At 72.3% G+C, this 2,166-nt stretch carries 3 protein-coding genes; 2 read left to right on the top strand and 1 reads right to left on the bottom strand.

The features are described from left to right. Positions 1 to 134 precede the first annotated feature (134 nt). Positions 135 to 686 (top strand): helix-turn-helix domain-containing protein, encoded by a 552-nt coding sequence (locus AB0G02_RS36380; RefSeq protein ID WP_360803887.1) that lies wholly within the window; start codon positions 135 to 137, stop codon positions 684 to 686. Between the two features lie 4 nt (positions 687 to 690). Here AB0G02_RS36380 and mce read toward each other — a convergent pair whose 3' ends face one another. Beyond that, positions 691 to 1,128 (bottom strand): methylmalonyl-CoA epimerase, encoded by a 438-nt coding sequence (mce, locus tag AB0G02_RS36375; protein ID WP_360803884.1) that lies wholly within the window; start codon positions 1,126 to 1,128, stop codon positions 691 to 693. 125 nt (positions 1,129 to 1,253) lie between these two features. Between mce and AB0G02_RS36370 the strand changes: the two genes are divergently transcribed. Then, the coding region (locus tag AB0G02_RS36370) for an acetyl-CoA C-acyltransferase (RefSeq protein WP_360803881.1) at positions 1,254 to 2,166 on the top strand (913 nt) is incomplete at its 3' end.

Raw genomic sequence — 2,166 nt, 5'->3', positions numbered from 1 at the left:
CGCCCCTCGCCGCCCCGCCCCCCTCCCCGACCCCCTCATGTGGCCGGCGGCTGCGGGGGGCGCCGCCCGCCGCCCTCGCGGGGGCCCCCCCCGCCTCGGCGGAGCCGGGGCAATCAACACAGAAAGGCGGAGCCTTGAGCTCGTCGGCCCGTGAACGGATCCTGCAGGCGGCCGAGGAGTTGTTCGCCGAGTCGGGCTTCGACGCGACGCCCACCTCGCGCATCGCGGAACGGGCGGACGTGCCCAAGGGGCTCGTGCACTACTACTTCCGCCGCAAGGGCGACCTGCTGGCGGCGCTCGTGCAGCGCCTGCCCGACGGCAACGTCGACGCGCGCCGGGTGGTGGTCGTCGGGGACATCGGGGAGAGCCTGCGCAGGCTCGTCGCCGCGCTGGACGCGAGGCTGGAAGCGTCGCCGCTGCTCAGCCACCTGCTGTGGCGCGAGGCGGACACGCACAAGGCGGTCCGCGACGCGCTGCACGAGCGCTACGAGTCGGTGGTGCGGCAGATCCGCAACGTCATCCTCGCGGCCGGTGGTGCGGCGGTGACGGCGAAGGACGTGGACAGCGCCTCCGCGCTGCTCGGGCTCGCGGTCAGCTACCGGCACTCGGTGGCCCGGCACGCGCCGGGCGACGACCGCATGGACCTGGAGCTGTCGTTCGTGGCCGCCGCCCTGGAGAAGCCCTGACCGGTCAGCGGGCCGGTTCCACCAGCTCCACCAGCACGCCGCCCGCGTCCTTCGGGTGCACGAAGTTGACCCGGCTGCCGGACGTGCCGCGCCTGGCCGACTCGTACAGCATCCGCAGGCCCTTGGCCCGCAGCGCGTCCGCCGCGGCGTCCACATCGGACACCCGGTAGGCCAGTTGCTGCAACCCCGGCCCGGACCGGCCGATGAACTTCGCGATGGTCGACTCCGGGGTCAGCGGCGCGAGCAGCTGCACGGCGGTGCCCGTGCCGTCGTCGCCCGGCGCGCGCAGCATCGCCTCGCGCACGCCCTGCTCCTCGTTGACCTCCTCGTGCGCGACCTCCAGGCCGAAGTGCTCGCGGTGGAACGCGATCGCGTCGTCGAGGTCGGGCACGGCGATGCCGACGTGGTCGATGGCGGTGACGAAGCCCGAGAGTTCTTCCATGGGCGGAAAGGCTAGCGGCCGAATCGGTGCAGGTAGCCCTGTGCGGCGCCTCACACGGCTACTCCGCGGTAACCCTGGGTATCGTGGCGAGTTAACAACCGCTTACACCCGCTGTGGAGGCTGCCGTGTCCGGTTCCGTCATCGTCGCCGGGGCCCGTACCCCGATGGGGCGACTGCTCGGATCGTTGAAGGACTTCTCCGGCGCACAGCTCGGCGGCGTCGCGATCAAGGCGGCCCTGGAGCGGGCCGGTGTCGCGCCCGAGCAGGTGCAGTACGTGATCATGGGTCAGGTGCTCACCGCGGGCGCGGGTCAGATCCCGGCACGTCAGGCGGCGGTGGAGGCGGGCATCCCGATGACCGTGCCCGCGCTGACCATCAACAAGGTGTGCCTGTCCGGCATCGACGCGATCGCGCTGGCCGACCAGCTCATCCGCGCCGGGGAGTTCGACGTCGTGGTGGCGGGTGGCCAGGAGTCGATGACCCAGGCGCCGCACCTGCTGCAGAAGTCGCGCGGCGGGTTCAAGTTCGGTGACGTGACGATGCTCGACCACATGTCCCACGACGGCCTGTTCTGCGCGTTCGACCAGGTCGCGATGGGCATGTCCACGGAGAAGTTCAACGCGCGCCACGGCCTGACCCGCGAGGAGCAGGACGAGTTCTCCGCCCGGTCGCACCGGCTCGCCGCCGAGGCGTCGAAGAACGGCGTCTTCGCCGAGGAGATCGCCCCGGTCTCCATCCCGCAGCGCAAGGGCGACCCGGTGCTGGTCGACGTGGACGAGGGCGTGCGCGCCGACACGACGGTGGAGACGCTGGCCAAGCTGCGCCCGGCGTTCGCCCCCGACGGCACGATCACCGCGGGCTCGGCGTCGCAGATCTCCGACGGCGCGGCGGCCGTGGTCGTGATGAGCAAGGCGAAGGCCGAGGAGCTGGGCCTGACCTGGCTGGCCGAGATCGGCGCGCACGGCGTGGTGGCGGGCCCGGACGCCAGCCTGCACCAGCAGCCGTCGAACGCGATCAAGGCCGCGTGCGCCAAGGAGG

Source organism: Actinosynnema sp. NPDC023658 (assembly GCF_040639995.1).
GTDB lineage: Bacteria > Actinomycetota > Actinomycetes > Mycobacteriales > Pseudonocardiaceae > Actinosynnema.
This window is presented reverse-complemented; position numbering and strand designations above follow the sequence as displayed.